The sequence below is a fragment of the Proteiniborus sp. DW1 genome, from assembly GCF_900095305.1.
Taxonomy (GTDB): Bacteria; Bacillota; Clostridia; order Tissierellales; family Proteiniboraceae; genus Proteiniborus.
Window position 1 is genome coordinate 170,980 of the sequence record NZ_FMDO01000007.1, and the last position, 20,907, is coordinate 191,886.

The following is a 20,907-nucleotide window of genomic DNA, read 5'->3' on the forward strand; positions in this document are numbered from 1 at the left end:
TTAAAACTCAGTCATTATGACTGAGTTTTTGTATAAGAGGATTGAAAAAGAATAATGAACCATAGAAGGAAATTTTAGGATTTTGTTGAATATAAGAATTAGAAGTGGAAGGAGTGATTATATGTGTATATATGGTGTTATAAATATAGATATGATTAATTCAAGAAAATTATCCAATAGGTCAAATATTCAATCTGATCTTAAAAATTATATTCGATTAGTTAATTCTAATTATCAAAAATATCTTTTGGCTCCAATAACAATTACTTTAGGTGATGAATGGCAAATTGTAGTAAAGGATCTTTCTAAGAGCTATAAATTTGTTGAATTATTTCAAAAATTTCTTGAAAAATATGAAGTTGATATTTATGCAGGAATTGGAGTAGGAACTTTGAGTACTGAAATTTATGAAGACACAAGACTTATGGATGGAGAGTGCTTTATTAAAGCTAGAGAGGCCTTGGACATTGTCAAAGATAATAATAGATTTTATCAAAAGTTATTACATAGTAATGTGAATAATGTGTTTTTTAAAGGTAGTGAGATTTTTATTCATAAGTTAGATACAGTTACAGATGACTCAAGGAAAGAGTACGCTTTTGATGAAGTAGCAGCTTCAATGGTCATAGCTGATTCACTTGATTGTTTTGGAGACTCAAATAATTATAGTGACGATGTATCTTTAAATATGATTATTAATGCCCTAATTGAAAATACAGAAGTACTAAAAAGGAGAATCACTAAAAAGCAATTTGAAATAATAGAACTTTACAAAAAAGAGGGGTCATACAACAATATTATTAAAAAGAATCCAAATATTTCAAAAGCTAGTATAAGTCAAAAGTTACATGCATCAAACTATTTTCTTATAGAAAATAATAGGTTAATAATAGATAAGCTTTTTAAGGTATATCATGAAATAAGGAAAGGTAATAAAAATGAGATTTAGAATTTTATTATTATTGATCCTTGGACATCTATTAGGGGACTTTATATTTCAATCTAAATATATTCTTCAGAGAAGATTTAGCAAAATCAATAGCTAGATTTAAGAAATTAGATAATGATGAATTTGTAGAATATTTCATAATAGGGACTTTTCTTAGCTTTATCTCTGCTATAATTGGAGGAATGATTATATATTCTTTAGATGTCATCCCAGTCATCAAATAAGATAATCATAGGGGAATTTATTGATTTAGCTAGTTTTATTGCTTCTCGTGCTCTATAGAATGATGGACCGTCTAGTTGATTAACTGTTAACTCAAAGTTATGAATACTAACATCTCCTATTCCAATACCTACATAGAATTTTATATCTGGAATATATTTTTTAAAGAAGTTGATTATGTTCAAATAATCACATGGATATCTCAGCAAACCTTGCCACTCGTCCCCCAAAGTAACGATAAATGGAGATAGTATTATATCATTGTATTTCTTGTTTACTTCTTTTAGCATGTCTATAATTTTGTATTGTATTTCTTCTCTATTTTTGATTTTTCTAGATGAACAAATGTCACATATCATAGTGCAATAAGTCATAGTATCCTCCTAATATACATGGTTAAGCATATCAACTTAACCAGCAACAGGTTAAGGTTTTAGACTTAACCTGTTGCTGGTTAAAGTTTTAAGCTTAACCTTTACATACATAACAAAATCCAATAATATTATTTCCAAATAAAACCCTTTTAGACAAAATTATAGGAAATCAAAGTAGATAATTATTGTAGATAAGCAAAATAAATGCTGAATAACATTAAATGTTCTGAACCTATCCATTATTATTGGGGTTTAATTTTTGAACTTTTTATCCATAATATGAAAACAATAGATATGTTGTGAATACAAGGTGGTCAATAAAGGAGAAAGGTTTTATGTGAGATGAGGAATATTTGCTGGAAGATTTATAAAATTACTAATATGTATTGACTTATAGTAATTTTGTTGTTACTATTTAGTTGTGGTATTTAAAAATAATATTGTGCCCATATAAATCTCAGGATATGGCTGAGAAGTTTCTACCAAGTGACCGTAAATCACTTGACTATGGATGAAAGTGTACCTAGGGTTCCGAGGTGCTTATTAGCATTTGTCTGGTCCGAGCGGTACAGATATTACTATGCTTATTTTAAAGTAATATTACACCTTGGGGATAAAAGCCCGGACGGGTAGGTTTCACATATAGTGAAACTTACTCTGTCCGGGCTTTTTTGCATTGTAACTTAAATCAAATATAGGCATAAAGGAATTGAAATAAGTAAGAATAGTTAACAGGTATGATATTAAAGGAATATCTAGTATAGTCTATGAAAAAACTTTAAGAAGTATATTTTAGAGCCTAATAAGGATTTGTATGTGAGGAGTGATGTTTTTGGATAAGCAAGTAAGAAGAATTTTTGTTGAGAAGAAAAAAGGATTTGATGTAGGAGCAGAACAGCTATTTAATGACTTAAACCAAAATCTTGGCATAAGAGAATTGGAGGAAGTGAGAGTTTTAAGTAGGTATGATATTCAGGGAATATCTGATGCAGTATATGAAAAAGCTATAAAAAACATATTTTCAGAGCCTAATATTGATTTAGTACATGAGGAAGAATTGCCTATAGGCCAAGACTACAGGGTTTTTGGAGTTGAGTACCTTCCTGGACAATACGACCAGAGGGCAGATTCTGCTGCTCAATGTATAGAAATACTCGGTACAGGAGAGAGACCTACTGTTAGAACTGCTAAAATAATCATGCTTAAAGGAAATATAACAGATGAAGAGTTAATAAAGATAAAAGACCATTGTATAAACTCTGTAGACAGCAGAGAATCAATCCTTACAAAGCCAGAAACATTAGAAGATAATAGTATACCTCCAAATGATGTAGATATAATCAAAGATTTTATCCAAAAATCTACAGAAGAACTAATGAGTTTTAAGGAAAAAACAGGGCTTGCTATGAGTCTTGATGACATAAAGTTTTGTCAAGATTATTTTAAAAACACAGAAAAGAGAAACCCTACAATAACTGAAATAAAAGTCATAGACACATACTGGTCAGACCATTGTAGACATACTACCTTTATGACTGAAATAGATGACATAAAATTTGAAGAAGGTGTCTTTAGTAGACCCATAAAAAAGGCATATGAAGAATACCTAGCTTCTAGAAACTATGTCTATGAAGAAAATAGAGCTATTTGCTTAATGGATATTGCAACTATAGGAATGAAGGAGCTTAGAAAAAGAGGATTATTAGATGACTTAGATGTTTCTGATGAAATAAATGCATGTAGTATTAATATAGATGTGGAAGTTGATGGAGAAATCGAAAAATGGCTTCTTATGTTTAAAAATGAAACACATAATCATCCTACTGAAATAGAACCTTTTGGAGGAGCATCTACATGCTTAGGAGGAGCCATAAGAGACCCCTTATCAGGAAGAGCCTATGTCTATCAAGCAATGCGTATTACAGGTAGTGGAGATCCAAGAAGGAAAATAGAGGATACTATTCCAGGTAAGCTATCTCAAAGGAAAATCACTACAGAGGCGGCAAGAGGCTATAGCTCTTATGGAAATCAGATAGGTATAGCTACAGGACATGTATCTGAAATATATCATGAAGGCTATGTAGCGAAGAGAATGGAGCTGGGAGCTGTTATAGGAGCTACACCAAAGGAAAATGTAGTTAGAAAAGCACCAAAAGAAGGAGACTTAATTGTCTTAATAGGAGGAAGAACAGGAAGAGATGGCTGTGGGGGAGCCACAGGTTCATCAAAGTCTCATACTGATGAGTCAATCCGAACAAGCGGTGCGGAGGTCCAGAAAGGAAACCCCTTAATCGAAAGAAATCTTTTAAGATTATTTAGAAAACCTGAATTTAGCAAGATAATAAAAAAATGCAACGATTTTGGAGCTGGTGGAGTATCAGTTGCCATTGGGGAGTTGGCTGATAGCATAGAAATTAACCTAGATAATGTACTAAAAAAATATGAGGGCTTAGATGGAACAGAACTAGCTATATCAGAATCACAGGAAAGAATGGCTGTAGTTATAGACAAAGAACATCTTCACATACTGGAAGAACATGTTGCAGATGAAAATTTAGAGGCTGCAGTAATAGCTAAGGTAACTTCAAATAATAGGTTAATTATGAAATGGAGAAATAAAACAATATTAGACTTAGATAGGGATTTTTTAAATACTAACGGAATTAGACAAAAAACTAAAGTCTATGTGAAGGAGCCTACTTCTAGAAGTTATTTCAACACAACATATTGTGGTGGATCTAATGAAAGTAAACTTAATCTTAAGACTGCTTGGTTAAATAATCTAAAGGCTTTAAATGTAGCTAGTCAAAGGGGATTAGTAGAGGAATTTGATAGTACGGTAGGGGCAGGTACAGTGTTAATGCCTTTTGGGGGCAAATACAATCTAACACCATCACTAGGAATGGCAGCGAAGATTCCAGTATTAAATGGAGAGACGAATACTTGTAGCCTTATGACTTATGGATTCAATCCAGAGCTTTCTACTTGGAGCCCATTCCACGGTGGATTATATGCAGTAGTTGATTCAGTTGTAAAGATAGTGGCGATGGGGGGAGACCCTAAAAAAATAAGACTTACATTCCAAGAATACTTTGAAAAGCTAGGGGACCATGAGGAAAAATGGGGCAAACCCTTTGCAGCCTTACTTGGTGCATTTAAGGCTCAAAAAGGATTTATGGTACCTTCCATTGGTGGTAAGGACAGTATGTCAGGAAGCTTTAATGAGCTTAATGTTCCACCTACATTAGTAAGCTTTGCAGTATGTATAGGAGATGCAAGCCATATTATTTCACCAGAATTTAAGAAAACAGACAGCCAAGTAATATTACTTAGTTCACCTAGAATGGAAGACGAGACTCCTGATTTTGAGACTCTTAATAAAAACTTACTTTGTATCCATGACCTCATCAAAAAAGGAAAAGTATTATCAGCTCATAATATAGGAATAGGTGGTATTGCAGCAGCCATAAGCAAAATGAGCTTCGGAAACAAAATAGGAATGAAGTTTTTAGAAGGATATAAAACCGAAAAGCTATTTTCTCCTGATTATGGTGCATTAGTGCTAGAAATTAATAATACTGAAAATCTAAATGACTTATTCAAGGGACTAGAATATGAAATAATAGGACACACCACAAAAAATCCAACTATAACTATTGGAGATGTGCATATTGACATAGAGCTAGCTATAAACGAATGGGAAGAGCCCTTAAAAGACGTATTTCCTATAAAAAAAGATACAGAAGGAACACCTAAGAAGATTAGCTATAGTAAAGGAAATATTATTAAACCTAAATACGCTATTGCAAAACCAAAGGTGTTTATGCCAATTTTCCCAGGTACTAATTGCGAATATGATATGGAAAAAGCCTTTGTAAAAGCAGGAGGACAAGTTGAGACATTAGTATTTAAGAATTTGACTAGAGAGGCAATAGAGGAGTCCATTCACGAAATGGCTAGAAGAATAAGTGAGAGTCAAATAATAGCTTTACCAGGTGGTTTTAGTGCAGGTGATGAGCCAGATGGTTCAGGAAAATTCATAGCAACAGTATTCAGAAATCCATATATTCAGGAACAGGTCATGAATTTAATTAAAAATAGGGATGGTTTAATCCTTGGAATATGTAACGGATTTCAAGCTCTCATAAAGCTTGGACTTGTGCCATATGGGGAAATAAGAGAGATAGATGAAAATTCACCAACTCTTGTATTTAACAAACTAGGAAGACATGTTGCCCGTATGGTCCAGACAAAGGTAGTGTCTAATCTATCACCATGGTTAAACAATGTGAATGTAGGAGATGTGTTTACGATACCTGTATCACATGGAGAAGGCAGACTAGTATCTGATGAAAAGATTCTTAATGAAATGATAGAAAAAGGACAAATAGCTGCTCAGTACGTTGACTTTAATGGAAATCCTAGCTACGACGGGGACTTTAACCCAAATGGTTCACTCCACAGCATAGAAGCAATCACAAGTCCAGATGGAAGAGTGCTAGGAAAGATGGGACATTCAGAGAGAATAGGGAAGAATCTTTATAAAAATGTCTATGGAGAAATGGATCAGAAGATATTTGAAGCGGGAGTTAGGTATTTTAGATAATTTTAGACTAAGAAAGGGAAATACAATAAAAATACACGCTCACGGTTTCGGTCGCGAATAATTCTATAGCTCATTCCGGCAAAAAATCCTACAGCTTGCAAACTCGCTTCGCTCAGACAGTGCAAGCTGCTTAACGGATTTTTCACCTCCATTCGCTAAGAATTATAGTCGCGTCCTGCAAATGTTCGCTAAATATTTTTATTGATTTCCCATACTGAATGGTGAAAAGCAACTTCTTGACTAAAATTTGCAAAACATTCTAAGTGGGGAGGTAGTAACATGAAAGTTGCAATTGTAATGGGAAGTGAATCTGATTTTCCAGTGGTGGAGAGAGGAATAAGGATTTTACGAGAGTTTGGAGTAGATACGGAAATTAGGGTTATATCAGCCCATAGAACTCCAGACAAAGCAGTAGAATTCGGAAAAAGTGCAGAAGAAGAAGGCATAGAGGTTATAATCGCAGCAGCAGGAAAGGCAGCACATCTTGGAGGAGTATTAGCAGCAGTCAGTATAGTTCCAGTTATAGGACTACCTATAAAATCATCGACACTAGACGGATTAGACTCTCTATTATCTATAGTCCAAATGCCAAAGGGAATACCAGTAGCCACAGTGGCAATAGATGGAGCAGAAAATGCAGCATTATTAGCTATTCAAATTTTGTCAGTAAAATATGAAAGCTTAAGAGAAAAATTAAAAGAGTATAGAAAGAAAATGGCTAAGGAAGTTGAGGAGAAGGATAAAGAAATTAATAAAAGGTTGTAAAAAATAATAAAATAAACACCATTTTATTATTTTTATAACAATAAGGAATAGAGGTGATGAAATGGATGACAAATTAAAAGAAGAATGTGGAGTTATTGGGGTTTATTCAAAGGAACAAGATGTTGCACGTATGATTTATTTTGGTCTCTATGCCCTTCAACATAGAGGTCAGGAAAGCGCAGGTATAGCAGTGAATAAAGAAGGAACTATAAATTACTATAAAGAACCCGGACTAGTCTCAGAAGTTTTCAATAATACTAAGCTAGATAAGTTAGAGGGCAATCTAGGTATTGGTCATGTTAGATATTCATCAGAGAATGAAAATTTATCAGTAAATGCTCAGCCCTTAGTTGTTAAGTATAAAAAAGGTTCCATTGCCATCGCACATAATGGCAGTATAGTGAATGCAGATAGTCTAAGAGAAATACTTGAAGATGATGGAGTAGTATTTCAAACCTCTAATGATAGCGAAGTAATGGCAAATATCCTGGCTAGATACCATAAGGACGATATTGAGAAGGCAGTAAATAGATTGATGGAACTAATAAAGGGTTCATATGCCCTTGTATTGTTGAGCAAAGACAAGCTTATAGGAGTTAGAGATAACTTAGGAATAAGACCTCTTTGTCTAGGAAAAATAGAAGATGGGTATATTTTAGCTTCAGAAAGCTGTGCTTTAGATACTATAGGAGCTGAATATATAAGGGATATTGAACCTGGAGAAATGGTCATCATAGACGAAAACGGTGTAAAAAGCATATTCAATGACAAATGGCGCAAGAAAAAGCTTTGTATATTTGAATATATTTATCTTGCAAGACCAGACAGTAAAGTTGATGGAGTTAGTGTTTATTTAGCGAGAAAAGAGGCAGGTAAATTGCTGGCAAAAGAACATCCAGTTGATGCAGATATAGTTGTTCCAGTACCAGACTCAGGCACATCTGCTGCTATTGGTTATGCAGAGGAGTCAGGAATACCTTATAGCATAGGCTTAATAAAAAACAGATACGTGGGAAGAACTTTTATTAACCCTAATCAGAGCGATAGAGAACAGGGAGTAAAAATTAAATTAAATGTTCTAAAGGAAAACATAGAAGGGAAAAGAGTTATTCTAGTAGATGATTCAATAGTAAGAGGGACCACAAGTAAAAAGATAGTGGGCATGTTAAAAAAGGCTGGTGCAAAAGAAGTCCATCTAAGAATAAGCTCACCGCCTGTAATATACCCTTGTTACTTTGGTATAGATACGCCATATAGAGAGGAATTGGTTGGAGCAAACAAAACAGTAGAAGAAATTCGTGAAATGATTGGAGCAGATAGCTTAGGTTTTTTATCAAAGGATGGACTCATAAACTCAACAGGTCAAACAGGAGGATTTTGTTTAGCCTGCTTAGATGGAGACTATCCAATGGAGATTCCTAGAGGGGAGATAGATTAAATGAATAATGAAGGATTAACATACAAAAACTCAGGAGTAAATGTGACATCAGGATATGAAGCAGTCAAGCTTATGAAATCACATGTGCAGAATACTTTCACAAAAGGTGTTTTATCAGATATAGGTGGCTTTAGCGGAATGTTTGCATTAGATAAAAATCAATATGATGAACCAGTATTAGTATCTGGAACTGATGGTGTAGGCACTAAGCTTATGATTGCATTTATTATGGATAAGCATGACACCATCGGAGAAGACTGTGTTGCCATGTGTGTAAATGACATACTCTGCCAAGGAGCAAAGCCTCTTTTCTTCTTAGACTATATAGCTACAGGGAAGCTGAATCCTACAAAAATAGCAAGTATTGTAGAAGGAGTATCTAGGGGCTGTATAAAATCTGGATGCGCCCTTATTGGAGGAGAAACTGCAGAGATGCCAGGATTATACAAAGAGAACGAGTACGACTTAGCTGGATTTGCAGTAGGAATAGTAGATAAAAAGAAGATTATATCAGGAGATAGTATAAAAGAAGGAGATGTACTAATTGGTTTACCTTCCAGTGGATTACACAGCAATGGTTTCTCATTAGTTAGAAAGCTATTCTTTAACGTTTATAAGTACGATATAGATCATTATTTTGATGAATTAGGCAGTACCCTAGGAGAAGAACTAATAAAACCCACCAAGATATATTCCAACGCATTAATAGAATTAAATCAAAAATTCAATATAAAAGGTATTAGCCACATAACTGGCGGAGGATTTTATGAAAACATCCCAAGGATGCTTCCAGATGGACTTAGGGCTATTGTGGATAGAAAACATGTGGAGGTACCGCCTATTTTCAATGTCATTCAAAAGCTTGGACATATTGAAACACATGAGATGTATTCAACCTTTAACATGGGAATAGGCATTGTCATGGCAGTAGACTCTAAGGATGCTGATAGTATAGTTGAATTCTTAAAAACTAAGGATGAAAGAGCGTATATAATAGGTGAAATAATTAAGGGAGAAAAGGAAGTATATCTATGTCATCAGTAAGGATTGGAGTGCTCATATCTGGAAATGGCACTAATCTTCAAGCTTTAATTGACAGTATTGAATCAGGGGAGATAAATGGAAGGATATGTGTAGTTATATCAGATAGAGAGGATGCCTATGGGCTTATACGAGCAAGGAAGCATGGTATTGAGGCTTTATTTATCAATAAAAAGGACTTTATAAACAACTCAGATTTCAATAAAAAAATCCTAGAGGAGCTGAAAAAAAGAGGTATTCAATTACTAGTATTAGCAGGATATTTAAGAATTTTAAGTCCTGAAATCATAAAAGAATATAGAAATAGAATAATCAACATCCATCCGGCCTTAATCCCAAGCTTCTGTGGAAAAGGCTATTATGGAGAAAGAGTCCATAAAGCAGTTTTAGAGTATGGAGTAAAGGTCACTGGAGCAACGGTACATTTTGTAGATGAAGGAACTGATACAGGGCCTATAATATTTCAAAAATCAATAGAAGTTCATAATAACGATACAGTAGAGTCTCTTCAGAAAAAGGTTTTAGAAGTAGAGCATACATTGTTAGTTAAAGCTGTTAAAATGTTCTGTCAAGGAAGATTGAAGGTTATAGACCGAAAGGTTTTGGAGGTGTAATAATGAAAAGAGCATTGATTAGCGTATACGACAAGACTGGTATAGTAGAGTTTTCAAGAAAGCTTGTTGAGATGGGGTGGGAGATTATCTCAACAGGAGGTACAAAACAGGTACTTATTGAAGCTGGAATTAAAGCTATTGATATCTCTAACTTAACTAGTTTTCCGGAATGCTTTGATGGAAGGGTAAAGACACTGCATCCAAGAATACATGGTGGATTATTAGCTTTAAGAGATAATGAAGAGCACTTGAAAACTATGGAAGAATTGGAAATACAGCCAATAGATATGGTAGTGAACAATTTGTATCCATTTAAGCAGACTATTCTAAAAGAAGGAGTCAGTCATGAAGAAATAATTGAAAATATTGACATTGGTGGTCCTTCTATGCTAAGGGCAGCTGCAAAAAACTATAGATTTGTAACTGTACTAGTAGATCCGAAAGACTATGATTTAGTCATAGAAGAGCTCAAGAATAAGGGACAGACTTCAGATAGCACTAGGGAATACCTAGCTGCAAAGGTGTTTCAGCATACCAGTGGCTATGATGCACTTATTTCAGGCTATTTCAATAGAAAAGCAAATATTAAATTTCCTGACATAATAACTCTAACCTTTGATAAAAAGCAGGACTTAAGATATGGAGAAAATCCTCATCAAAATGCAGGGTTTTATACTGAAGTATTAGAAACTAAAGGAACGCTGTCAGATGCAATCCAGCTTCATGGAAAAGAATTATCATATAACAATATCAGTGATGGCAATGGAGCTTTAGAGATACTAAAAGAGTTTGATGAACCAACAGTAGTAGCAGTGAAGCACGGAAATCCTTGTGGTGTAGGCAGTGGAAAAACCATAGAGGAAGCCTTTATAAAGGCATATGAAGCAGATAAGCAATCTATATTTGGAGGAATAATTGCAGCTAATAGAGAGATAGACGAAAAGACAGCTAGAATGATAAATGAAATTTTCATAGAGATTGTCATAACACCTTCTTATTCTGAATCAGCATTAGAGATATTAAAATCTAAGAAAAATATAAGACTATTATCATTAGCTGGTATAACTAAGAATGAATACTCAACTTATGATATGAAAAAGGTTCTTGGAGGGATATTGATTCAAGATAGAGACCAAAACTGTCTATATGAAAAGCTAGAAGTAGTAACTGACAGAAAACCATCTGACAAGGAATTAGAAGATATGCTATTTGCATGGAAGGTAGTGAAAAATACTAAATCAAATGCCATAGTTCTGGCAAAAGATAATGGCACTGTAGCAGTAGGCCCCGGACAAGTTAGTAGAATATGGGCATTAGAAAATGCTATAAGACAATGTGGGGAAAACTCTAAGGGTAGTGTAATGGCATCTGATGCGTTTTTTCCATTTCCTGATTGCGTAGAGACAGCAGCTAAGGCAGGAATAACTGCTATTATACAACCTGGTGGCTCAATAAATGACAGTGATTCAATAGAAACTGCAAATAGGCATGGGATAACTATGATATTTACTGGAGCAAGACATTTTAAACATTAGTTTCGACATATTTCCCGGGTAATGACATGAGATTACAAAAACTAAATTTAAGGGGTGGAATTATGAGAGTACTCGTAGTTGGTAGTGGTGCAAGGGAGCACGCTATTGTTTGGAAACTAGCACAAAGTCCAAAAGTAACCAAAATATATTCAGCACCTGGCAATGGAGGGATATCAGAGCTTGCACAATGTGTAGATATTCATGCTGAGGATATTGATTCTCTACTTACTTTTGCATTAAAAGAGAATATTGATTTGACTGTTGTAGGACCGGATGCAGCTGTAGTAGATGGAATAGTGGATAAATTTGAAGAAAAAGATCTAAAGATTTTTGGTCCTTGCAAAAGAGGGGCAATGCTTGAAGGAAGCAAAGAATATGCAAAGAATTTTATGATGAAATATGAAATACCTACTGCAAGATATGCTGTATATAGGAAATCACAGGAAGCAATTGAAGGGCTGAAAAACTTTACTTATCCATTAGTTATTAAAGCTGATGGACTTGCTGCAGGTAAGGGAGTACTTATTTGTGCCAACAAAGATGAGGCTATCAGTGCTATTATAAGCATAATGGAAGACAAAAAGTTTGGAGAGGCAGGCAATAAAATAATCATTGAAGAGTTTCTTGAAGGTACAGAAGCTTCCTTATTGTGCATAGTAGATGGTAATAAAATAATCCCACTAGAAAGTGCAAGAGATTATAAAAGAATTTTTGACAATGATGAAGGTCTTAATACAGGTGGCATGGGCTGTATTTCTCCAAATAGTGCCCTTAATAAACATATGATGAAAGAAGTTGAAGAGCGAATATTAAATAATGTTATAAAAGGAATAAAGGAAGAGAATTTAGGTTATAAAGGAATTTTGTTTATAGGTCTTATGATCACTTCAAATGGACCAAAGGTGTTAGAGTTTAATGCCAGATTTGGCGACCCAGAGGCAGAAGTAGTGATTCCTAGGCTAGAGAACGATATTATGGATATTTTTTTAAAGACTTTAGATGGAACTATAAGAAAAGAGGATTTAAAGTGGAGCACTAAAACATGTATTACCGTTTTCTTAGCATCAGCTGGATACCCAGAATCATATGAAAAGGACAAAGTAATATCTGGACTAGATGAAATTGATAAGGATATAATAGTGTTTCATGCTGGAACAAAAATGAAGAACAAATTAGTCACAAACGGAGGCAGGGTTCTTGCCATAACTACATTAGCAGATAGTATACACGAAGGACGAAAAAAGGTATATGAGAATATAAGTAAGATACATTTTGATGGAATGCAGTATCGAAAGGATATCGGTAACTAATCATAAAGGCTAGCATAGCAAAATTATCTTTTAGTAAACTTCTATACAAAAATTAGTGTCAAATGGGTAGACGGAAGCATTGTGAAAAGAATTATTAAAAGTGAAAGGGTTGATGCTATGAATATAGTTTATAGAGGAAAAACAAAGGATGTATATTTATTAGATAATGGAGACTACTTACTAAAGTTTAAGGATGATGTAACTGGAGAAAACGGAGTCTTTGATCCAGGCGCTAACACTGTAGGCTTATCTATAGAAGGTTCAGGAAAATCTAACCTTAGAATGACGAGGCTTTTCTTTGAGATTTTAAAGGAAAAAGGAATCCCTACTCATTATGTAGATTCAAACCTAGAAGAAGGTACTATGACAGTAAGGCCTGCAAAGCTATTTGGTAATGGACTTGAAGTAATCTGCCGTTATAGGGCAGTTGGAAGCTTCATACGAAGATATGGAATGTATGCTGAGGAAGGCCAACAATTAGACGCTTTTGTTGAATTTACACTTAAAGATGATAAACGTCAAGATCCTCCTATCACTGAGGATGCTCTTGTTATGTTAGGAATTTTGTCATCAGATGAATATAGAACTTTAAAAGATTTGACAAAAAAGATTTCACATATAGTAAAAGAGGAGCTTGCAAAAAAAGATATAGAGTTATATGATATAAAGCTTGAATTTGGCAGAATAGGAGAGAACAAAGAAATAGCATTAATTGATGAAATCTCCGGAGGAAACATGAGAGCATATAAAGAAGGAAAATATATTGAACCATTAGAATTGGAAAAGTTAATATTAAGATAGAATAAGGGAGCTAGGCTCCCTTTAATTCTATTTAGAATCACCATAATTTACTGCATCTGTACCTTCATAGAACTTTGCTGTGTCAATAGCATCTACATCCCTTAACATACTCCAAGGGAAAAAAGTTGCATTAGTTTGATTTTCAATAATGGGATGTTTCCGTGAATTATATGTTTGAAGGAGATATTCATATCCATTTATACCTATAGGACTATTTCTTTCACTCCTATTTTCCATAAATCCACTCCTTTACTATGAAATATTATTTTTACCTCTATGAAGGTATATTTTGTAGATTCATTAAAGATTTGTAGTAAAGCTATACTAGCAAAGGTATATTATAGTTAAGCCTTGTAGAACTAACAAATCTTATAATTATTATTTCTTTATTTTTAAATAAAATAGATAAATCTCTTTGGTACTATATGCTATTATTATGTTATAGATTTTTGTTGACGAAAAATAAAAATTTTTAAAAGCCTAACCCAAAAAAAGGTGATTTAAAAATACATCAGAAATACTATTAGTACTTTACTAATCTATCAAAGGATGATATATTATTAACATAGGCATATAATGCCTATATTAGAATATTTCTTTATAAAATTAATGATAAGGAGTTATGATAAAGTGACTAAGAAAATTGATTCTGATGAAATTTACAAATTGCTTAAAAGAAGAATTATCGAATTAGAGTATAGACCGGGTGAGGTCTTAAATGAAGTTGACGTTGCTGATGAGTTTGAAATAAGTAGAACACCAATACGTAAAGTGTTCCAACAATTAAGTGATGATAAGCTACTTAATATTATCCCTAGATTTGGTGCACAAGTAACACCTATAGATTTTAGATATATGAAATCTGTTTTTGAAGTAACTAGAGAGATAGATCCTTTTGCAACAAGGCTAGCTGTTGAGAGAATCAGTAATGAAAACTTGAAAAGACTTGAGGCCATAGTAGATAGGCTAAATCAATACGACATAGAAAGTGATTATCAAAAGGCAATAGATGATGATGAAGAGTTCCATAGGATAATATCAGAAAGCTGTGGAAATCCTTGTTTATCTGAAATATTAGAAAGACTTCATATACATACTGAGAGACTATGGCATTATTCAGAGCAATTTTTTAATTCAATGGATCTTTTTACAAACACATTAAGCAAGGTAGTGAAGGCAATAAAGGAAAAAGACACAGCTAATGCGGAAAAGTATGCAAGAGAGCATATTGATGAATTTGTAGAGAAAATAAAGCAAGAGCTGTTGTAGAAAACATACTTGTTTAGGATAGAACCTTAATATTGGCTTAATTTCAATGATTATTAAGCCAATATTAAGGTTTTTTTAAAACTAGAACTTAGGAGAATTCATATTAAGGACATTCAATTTGGAAATGAAACAGCTGTAAAAGATGGTGTTTTAACAGTAAGAAAAGAAGATATAATTGAAAAGTTAATGGAAGATACAAGAATTAAAGAGATTAAACTGGACATTGCAAGACCTGGAGAAAAGGTTAGAATAATTCCAGTAAAGGACGTTATCGAGCCAAGAGTTAAGATAGAAGGCGATGGAAATGGCTTTCCTGGTGTAACAACTAAAATGGCACAATTAGGAGAAGGAAAAGTAAATATCTTATACGGAGCAGCTATTGTTACTATTGGAGATATTGTAGGCTTCCAAGAAGGTGTAATAGATATGTGGGATGAAGGAGCTAAGTGGACTCCATTTTCCAAAACTTATAACTTAGTTGTAGATATTACACCAATTGAAGGGCTTGACCCACATACACATGAAACTGTAGTTAGATCAGCTGGACTAAGAGCTGCTGAGCTTGTAGGAGAAGCAGGAAGAGAAGTAGAGCCAGATGAAGTACTAACATATGAAATTGGAAGTATGGCAGAAGAAATTGCTAAGTATCCAAATCTACCAAAGGTGCTATATGTTGAAATGCTAATTTCTCAAGGATTACTTCATGATGGATATATATATGGAGTAAACAGCCAAAAGATACTACCAACATTGTTACATCCAAATGAGGAATTAGATGGTGCAGTAATAAGTGGTAACTGTGTTGCAGCATGTGACAAGATAACTACTTACCAACACCAAAATAATTCAGTTATTTTAGACTTATATGCACAACATGGGAAAACGTTAAATTTCTTAGGAGTTATATTAACTCCAGAGCTTACTACATTAGAAGGTAAGTTTAGAACTTGTGACTATACAGCTAAGCTATGTAAGATGCTAGGTGCAGACGGAGTTATAGTATCAGAAGAAGGCTACGGAAATCCGGACTCAGACCTATTGATGATTTGTAAGAGATTAGAAAATGCAGGTATAAAAACTGTTCTAATTACTGATGAATGTTCTGGCTGGGATGGAATGTCTCAACCATTAGCAGATACAGCTAAAGAAGCAGTAGCAGTAGTATCTGGAGGAAATGTTAGCCATGTGGTTACTCTTCCACCTGCTGATAGAGTTATCGGAAATGCTGAGGCAATAGCAACTTTAGCAGGAGGCTGGGATGGCGCTTTATTAGAAGATGGAACATTAATGTGTGAATTAAATGCAGTTATTGGTTCTACCTCAGAAATAGGCTATCACAACTGTACAGCAAAATTATACTAATCGTATTCGAAAGGAGGATGAAACATGACAGATAAATATAGAGTTTTATACTATGTAAATCAGTTCTTTGGACAGGTGGGCGGAGAAGATAAGGCAGGTATGGCACCTGAATATGTAGAGAAAACAGTAGGACCAGCAATGGGTCTTAATGGATTGTTAAATGGTGTAGGAGAAGTAGTAGGTACTATCATATGCGGTGATAACTATTTCAATGAAAATAAGGAAGAAGCACTAGAGTATATATTTAATGTAGTTAAAAAGGTTAATCCAGATATACTGGTTGCAGGACCAGCTTTTAATGCAGGTAGATATGGTATGGCTTGTGGAGAAATAGCAAAAGAAGTTGTAGAAAAGCTAAATATACCTGTAGTAACTGGTATGTATATTGAAAACCCAGGAGTAGATGTTTGTAAAGACAAGGCAATAGTAGTAAGTGTATCTGATTCTGCAGCAGGTATGCGTAAAGCATTAGATACTATAGCTAAGATAGTTAAGAAAATACTTAATAAAGAAGAACTAGGTCTTCCACAGGAAGAAGGCTATATCCCTCAAGGAAAGCGATTAACAGTATTTGCAGAGAAGAGAGGTTCTCAAAGAGCTGTAGAAATGCTATTAGCAAGATTGAATAATGAAGAATTTGAAACAGAGCTTCCTATGCCTGTATTTGATATGGTTGACCCAGCACCAGCTATAAAAGATTTAAGCAAAGCAACTATAGCTTTAGTCACTAGTGGTGGTATGGTTCCACTAGGTAACCCTGATAGAATTCAATCTGCAAGTGCCCAAAAATGGGGAAAGTATGATGTTGAAAACCTAGATGAGCTTAAGGGTGAATACTGTACTATCCATGGCGGATTTGACCCAGTATATGCAAACGAAGTACCTGATAGAGTAGCACCTCTTGATTTATTAAAGCAATATGAGAAAGCGGGAGTTATAGGTAAAGTATTTAAATACTTCTACACAACTACTGGAACAGGTACATCTGTAGGTAACTCAGTTAAGTTTGGAACTGAAATAGGAAAAGAGTTAAAAGAAGCCGGAGTAGATGGTGTTATATTAACTTCCACCTGAGGCACTTGTACTCGTTGCGGTGCAACGATGGTAAAAGAAATAGAAAGATATGGTATACCAATAGTTCATATGGCTACTATTACAACAATATCTGAATCAGTAGGAGCAAATAGAATAGTACCTACTGTAGCTATTCCACACCCGGTTGGAGACCCAAGCCTTACACCAGATAATGAGTTAGAGTTGAGACGCAATCTAGTTAAGAAAGCATTAGGTGCTTTAGCAACAGAGGTTACAGAAGCAACTCAATTTGAATAAAACTTTAGTGTATCTTTGCATTTGGACCTCAGTATTGGGGTTCAAATGCAATAACTAAAAATTTTGAGTAGAACCAGGCTTGACTTATACTAAATAGGGGGTGGGTTCTTATGAATAATCAGACTGTGAGCATGAAAAAAGTATTTGCTTTTGCAGGTGCATTTATAGCATTTCTAATAGGTTCAGGATTTGCTACTGGACAAGAAATAATGCAATATTTTGCCTCTTATGGACATATGGGTATTGCAGGTGCAATAGTTATGTTTGTATTGTTTCTGTATGTTGGAGTTAGTTTTATAACAGTAGGACAGAAACATAAGTTTCCAAAAGGAAGTGACATTTACACATATTACTGTGGTAAAACCATAGGAAAGTTTTATGATTACTTTTCAGTAATTTTTATTTATATGTCATTTGTAGTAATGATTGCAGGAGCTGGTGCTACATTAAATCAACAATATGGACTACCTGTTGCTGTTGGCGGTATCATTATGGGCATACTTGCAGGGGGAACAGTTATTTTCGGACTAGGCAAGATAGTTGATGTAATAGGGAAAATTGGTCCGGTAATAGTTGTATTATCAATATTATTAGGTCTCTCTGCTATCATTATAAACCCTGGAGGATTAAGTAATGCAAATGAGGTTATACCTACTTTAGAATTAATGAAGGCATCTACTAACTGGTTGTTTGCAGCAGGTTCCTATGTTGGCTTCTGTATGCTTTGGTTAGCATCCTTTATGTCTTCTATGGGAGCAACAGCAAATAGCAAAAAAGAAGCTGCTCTTGGTGCAGTTTTTGGAGCAATAGCTTTTTCTATAGCTGTTATAATTGTTGCATTAGGACTTATGGCGAACATTGAACAAGTTGCAGGGTCTATGATTCCATCATTGATTTTAGCAGCCAATATACATCCAGCTATAGCTGTATTGTTTTCATTAACAGTTGTAGCAGGTATTTATACTACAGCAGTACCACTGCTTTGGACAGCTTCGTCCAGAATTGCAGATGAAAAGAGTAGTAAATTTAAAATTATTACTATTGTTTTGGCAGTCATAGGAGTTTTTATTGGATTAAAAGTACCATTTGATAGATTAGTTAATATTATTTATGTAATCAATGGATATGTAGGTATTCTATTATTAGTGCTGATGGTAATTAAGAGTATTAGAAATAAAACTTTTTAATCATTAGATATCCAGAAATATGAAAAAGATATGATTCATAACTACTGATATTAAAGGACAAACAGTATTTAAGGTTATAATTTAATCTTAAAATAAATTGTAAATTTTAACTTGTCAATTAATGAGTATTGAAAATTTTAATTTACTAGTTAATGAGTATTGAAAAATTTAATTTGTTAATTTAGGATTTCTTGAATAATATTATTAATAACAGAAGTAACTAATGGAATTTTAGCTATGATTAGTCTTTTCATGCTGGGTTAAGATTAATCTACACACTATTAATAGTAAAGGGTGATAAGAATATCATCCTTCTGCTGTACAAGAGGACGATTCTTCTGTGTCTTAAATACTGACACAGAAGAATCGTCCTTTTTCATTTGCCATCTATTTTTCAGATAAAATAGATTAAATTCCTTATGACTATATGTTATTATTATATTATAGGTTATTTTGTCGAAGAATGTATGAATATGGAATATGATCCAGAGGTGAAATAAATGATACATAAAAAACATATGGGAGTTTTTATGTTAATCTTCATAATAATTTTATTACCTACTATAACTTATGCCATAAATGAAGAAAGCTTAGAAGGTAGAGTAATTAGAATTGGCGGTGATAACAATTATCCACCCTATGAGTTTATAGACCAAAGCGGTAGCTATAGAGGCTTTAATGTAGACATTATGAGAGCAGTAGCAATTGAACTAGGTATAGACATAGAGTTAATTCCAATGAGCTGGGGAACTGCACTTTACTCTCTCAAACATGGAGAAATAGATGCTATTCAAGGAATTACACGAACTAGCTCAAGGGAAGAGATATATGATTTTACTGAAGCATTAGTCACAAATTCTCAAAATATTTTTGTTATGAAGAACACAACCCATATAGCTGGATTAGAAGATTTATCGGGAGTTAAGGTTGCAATTCAGACAGGAGATGTGACAGATGAGATACTTGCTAAGGTACCTGATATAATCTTGATAGAAAAGGAAAATCAAGCAGAGGCATTAGATGCTTTATTAAATGGCGAAGTAGAAGCTTATATGGGTAATAGATTAACAGGGATTTATTACATTCAAAAAAGAGGTTTGACAGAAGATGTAAAAATAGTTGGAGTGCCTATGTATGTTACCCAGTATTCTTCAGCTGTCCAAAAGGGAAACAAAGAAATATTGGATTTATTAGATAAGGGAATAGAAGCTATAAAGAAAAATGGGACTTATGACAAAATTTACAAGAAGTGGTTTGGAGAGGAGATATTAGAACCTGGTATAAGATGGCAAAGGTTATTATATATATCCCTAGCAATCATACTAATAGCCTTGATAGCTATTGTAATCATAATTATCTTGAATAGAAGCTTAAAAAGAGAAGTTGAAAATAGAACAAATGAAATAAAAAGATTATATGATATGGCAATGCATGACGATAAAATGAAAGCACTAGGTGAACTGTCTGCAGGAGTTGCTCATGAACTAAGAAATCCTCTGACATCTATAAAAGCATTTATAGACATGCTACCTTCTAAAATAAACAACCCAGAATTTGTGGAGGAACTTGTTAAGATAGTACCCAAGGAAATAAACAGACTTAATAGTCTAGTAAGCACTCTTTTAGATTATGCTAAGCCAAAAGCTTCTGTTCCTCAGAAAAACATTCTAAAGTATGTACTTTCTGATATAATTATATTATTAAAACAGAAAATGAACGAAAAAAATATTAGAATAATAGAAAGTGGAACAGACATAGAGGTATGGGCAGATACATCACAGCTTAAGCAGATAATGATAAATATACTTCTAAACAGTATAGAGGCAATAGAAAAAAATGGGGTAATATCAATAACTGGTAGCACAGATGATAAAAGTGCTATAATTACTATAACGGACAATGGATGTGGGATTTCACAAGGTGTATTAAATAAGGTATTTGATCCTTTTTTCACATCAAAAAAATATGGATATGGAATAGGGCTATCTATAACACATCAACTTATAAAGGAGAACAAGGGACAAATTGTAATAGACAGTATAGAAGGAGTAGGAACAAGCATTACTATTAGCTTGCCTATTGCTACACTGGCTATAGAATAA

Annotated in this window: 16 protein-coding genes and 1 riboswitch; of the genes, 14 read left to right on the forward strand and 2 right to left on the reverse strand. The window is 33.8% G+C overall.

Features of this window, described 5'->3' with window-relative positions; genetic code table 11:
• The first annotated feature begins 121 nt into the window (after positions 1–121).
• Positions 122–949 carry a SatD family protein gene (locus DW1_RS02120; RefSeq protein ID WP_074348985.1) on the forward strand — a complete coding sequence of 276 codons (828 nt, stop codon included), beginning with the start codon at positions 122–124 and terminating at the stop codon, positions 947–949.
• Positions 950–1,146: 197 nt separating this feature from the next.
• Here DW1_RS02120 and DW1_RS02130 read toward each other — a convergent pair whose 3' ends face one another.
• Entirely contained in the window at positions 1,147–1,545 is a 399-nt protein-coding gene (locus DW1_RS02130) for a SatD family protein (protein ID WP_074348987.1), read from the reverse strand.
• Positions 1,546–1,971: 426 nt separating this feature from the next.
• A riboswitch (purine riboswitch) is annotated at positions 1,972–2,073 on the forward strand.
• 298 nt (positions 2,074–2,371) lie between these two features.
• Here DW1_RS02130 and DW1_RS02135 point away from each other — a divergent pair.
• The 8 genes from DW1_RS02135 (at position 2,372) to DW1_RS02170 (ending at position 13,655) form a co-directional block, all read left to right on the forward strand.
• Entirely contained in the window at positions 2,372–6,151 is a 3,780-nt protein-coding gene (locus tag DW1_RS02135) for a phosphoribosylformylglycinamidine synthase (RefSeq protein WP_074348988.1), read from the forward strand.
• A 279-nt stretch (positions 6,152–6,430) separates the two neighbouring features.
• Positions 6,431–6,916 carry a 5-(carboxyamino)imidazole ribonucleotide mutase gene (gene purE, locus DW1_RS02140; protein ID WP_074348989.1) on the forward strand — a complete coding sequence of 162 codons (486 nt, stop codon included), beginning with the start codon at positions 6,431–6,433 and terminating at the stop codon, positions 6,914–6,916.
• 61 nt (positions 6,917–6,977) lie between these two features.
• Complete coding sequence (gene purF, locus DW1_RS02145; protein ID WP_074348990.1) at positions 6,978–8,354, forward strand: amidophosphoribosyltransferase; 1,377 nt, start codon at positions 6,978–6,980, stop codon at positions 8,352–8,354.
• Positions 8,355–9,398 (forward strand): phosphoribosylformylglycinamidine cyclo-ligase, encoded by a 1,044-nt coding sequence (purM, locus tag DW1_RS02150; RefSeq protein ID WP_074348991.1) that lies wholly within the window; start codon positions 8,355–8,357, stop codon positions 9,396–9,398.
• On the forward strand, positions 9,386–10,009 hold the full coding sequence (gene purN / locus DW1_RS02155) for a phosphoribosylglycinamide formyltransferase (protein WP_074348992.1): 624 nt from the start codon (positions 9,386–9,388) through the stop codon (positions 10,007–10,009). The genes purM and purN overlap by 13 nt, the downstream gene beginning before the upstream one ends.
• Positions 10,009–11,544 (forward strand): bifunctional phosphoribosylaminoimidazolecarboxamide formyltransferase/IMP cyclohydrolase, encoded by a 1,536-nt coding sequence (gene purH / locus DW1_RS02160; RefSeq protein WP_074348993.1) that lies wholly within the window; start codon positions 10,009–10,011, stop codon positions 11,542–11,544. The genes purN and purH overlap by 1 nt, the downstream gene beginning before the upstream one ends.
• Positions 11,545–11,606: 62 nt before the next feature.
• Positions 11,607–12,854 (forward strand): phosphoribosylamine--glycine ligase, encoded by a 1,248-nt coding sequence (purD, locus tag DW1_RS02165; RefSeq protein ID WP_074348994.1) that lies wholly within the window; start codon positions 11,607–11,609, stop codon positions 12,852–12,854.
• A gap of 117 nt (positions 12,855–12,971) precedes the next feature.
• Positions 12,972–13,655: a phosphoribosylaminoimidazolesuccinocarboxamide synthase gene (locus tag DW1_RS02170; protein ID WP_074349117.1), complete on the forward strand. Its 684-nt coding sequence runs from the start codon at positions 12,972–12,974 to the stop codon at positions 13,653–13,655.
• Positions 13,656–13,682: 27 nt separating this feature from the next.
• Here DW1_RS02170 and DW1_RS02175 read toward each other — a convergent pair whose 3' ends face one another.
• Positions 13,683–13,892, reverse strand: a complete 210-nt coding sequence (locus tag DW1_RS02175; RefSeq protein ID WP_074348995.1) for a hypothetical protein — start codon at positions 13,890–13,892, stop codon at positions 13,683–13,685.
• Positions 13,893–14,285: 393 nt separating this feature from the next.
• On the opposite strand from DW1_RS02175, the gene DW1_RS02180 reads away from it, so the two are divergent.
• The 5 genes from DW1_RS02180 (at position 14,286) to DW1_RS02205 (ending at position 20,907) form a co-directional block, all read left to right on the forward strand.
• The gene (locus tag DW1_RS02180) at positions 14,286–14,924 is read left to right on the forward strand and encodes a GntR family transcriptional regulator (RefSeq protein WP_242942419.1); all 639 of its coding nucleotides are present in this window, start codon (positions 14,286–14,288) and stop codon (positions 14,922–14,924) included.
• 63 nt (positions 14,925–14,987) lie between these two features.
• Positions 14,988–16,286 (forward strand): glycine/sarcosine/betaine reductase component B subunit, encoded by a 1,299-nt coding sequence (locus DW1_RS02185; protein ID WP_074348996.1) that lies wholly within the window; start codon positions 14,988–14,990, stop codon positions 16,284–16,286.
• A gap of 24 nt (positions 16,287–16,310) precedes the next feature.
• The gene (grdB, locus tag DW1_RS02190; protein ID WP_083605475.1) at positions 16,311–17,618 is read left to right on the forward strand and encodes a glycine reductase complex selenoprotein B; all 1,308 of its coding nucleotides are present in this window, start codon (positions 16,311–16,313) and stop codon (positions 17,616–17,618) included.
• Positions 17,619–17,728: 110 nt separating this feature from the next.
• Positions 17,729–18,805, forward strand: coding sequence for a YkvI family membrane protein (locus DW1_RS02200; RefSeq protein WP_074348999.1), 1,077 nt, complete (start codon positions 17,729–17,731; stop codon positions 18,803–18,805).
• 500 nt (positions 18,806–19,305) lie between these two features.
• Positions 19,306–20,907 carry a transporter substrate-binding domain-containing protein gene (locus tag DW1_RS02205; protein WP_074349000.1) on the forward strand — a complete coding sequence of 534 codons (1,602 nt, stop codon included), beginning with the start codon at positions 19,306–19,308 and terminating at the stop codon, positions 20,905–20,907.